The following is a 1370-nucleotide window of genomic DNA, read 5'->3' as shown; positions in this document are numbered from 1 at the left end:
TTCAGCTACAAATACGAGGGCCCGTCGCCGACCTATAACGTTGCGTTGGCGGCGCGACTGACCGGGACACTAAATTCGCCAGCGCTAGTCGCGGCCATCGGCGATGTGGTGGCTCGGCATGAGAGTCTGCGCACCGTGTTCGCTGAAGCCGATGGAGTTCCCTGGCAGCGGATCTTGCCGGCCGCAGCGGTGAAGGTGTCAGTGGCGTTAGCAGAGGTTGGCGACGGGCCAGAGCTGGCAGCCGCGGTCGCACAAGCCGCGCAGTACCGCTTCGACCTGGCTACTGAGATCCCGATCCGGGCCAACTTGATGAAGCTATCAGCCACCGAGCACGTATTGGTGTTGGTGCTGCACCATATCGCAGCCGACGGAGCGTCGCTGGTGCCGTTAGCCCGCGATTTGGCCGCCGCCTATGCCGCTCGTCGCGAAAATCGGCAGCCGAATTGGGTACCGCTGCCGGTCCAGTACGCCGATTACACCCTGTGGCAGCAGGAGGTCTTGGGCACTGAGGACGACCCCGACAGTGTGATGGCTCAGCAAGTTGCCTACTGGCGGGAGGAGCTGGCAGGGGCGCCCGAGCAAACCGAGTTGGCATCCGACCGACCCCGCCCGACCCAGCAGTCTTTCCGCGGTAACATCGTGACCTTCACGATCGACCGCGTATTGCGAGAACGCGTCGAACAGTTGGCCCACCACAGCGGTGCCACCATGTCGATGGTGCTGCAGGGGGCGCTAGCGGTGCTGCTGAGCAAACTCGGCGCCGGTGGCGACGTAACAATTGGCGGACCCATTGCCGGGCGCACCGACCAGGCGCTCACCGACCTGATCGGATTTTTCGTCAATTCCTGGGTGCTGCGTTTCAGCATCTCAGGCAGCTGCGATTTCAGTGAACTGCTTGAGCAGGTCCGAACAAAAGCATTGGCCGCCTACGAAAACCAAGATGCGCCGTTCGAACGACTCGTCGAACTGATCAACCCAAGACGATCAACGGCCTATCACCCACTGTTTCAGGTAGCGTTCGCACTGCAGAACAATCCCTTACCCAAATTCGAACTGCCCGGCCTTGGTATCGAGCTCTTGCCCGCGCCTACCGGCACCGCCAAATTCGATCTGTTCATCAACCTGACGGATCTGCCCGCGATTCATGGACAACCACAACCGTTGCCGGGCAGCATCGAATATGCCACCGATCTTTTCAACCGCGATACCGTCGAGAAGTTCGTCGACTACTACCTTCGCGTCCTGCGCGCAATCACCACCGACCCCCACCGACGTATCGATTCGATCGAGATCCTCGACACCGCCGAACGCGACCAGATACTGATTCAATCGAATGGGTCCGCTATTGCTGACCTACCTGTACTAGCGAA

1 protein-coding gene is annotated in these 1370 nt (G+C 60.4%); it reads left to right on the top strand.

All coding sequences use genetic code 11. The annotated features are described in order from the left end of the window. Positions 1-1370: condensation domain-containing protein (locus tag F0Q45_RS25985; protein ID WP_262491195.1), on the top strand; the 1370-nt coding region annotated here is incomplete at both ends.

The organism is Mycobacterium simiae (genome assembly GCF_008370645.1).
Classification (GTDB): domain Bacteria; phylum Actinomycetota; class Actinomycetes; order Mycobacteriales; family Mycobacteriaceae; genus Mycobacterium; species Mycobacterium simiae_A.
The sequence above is the reverse complement of the archived record's forward strand: the minus strand, read 5'-3'. Positions and strand labels throughout refer to the sequence as shown.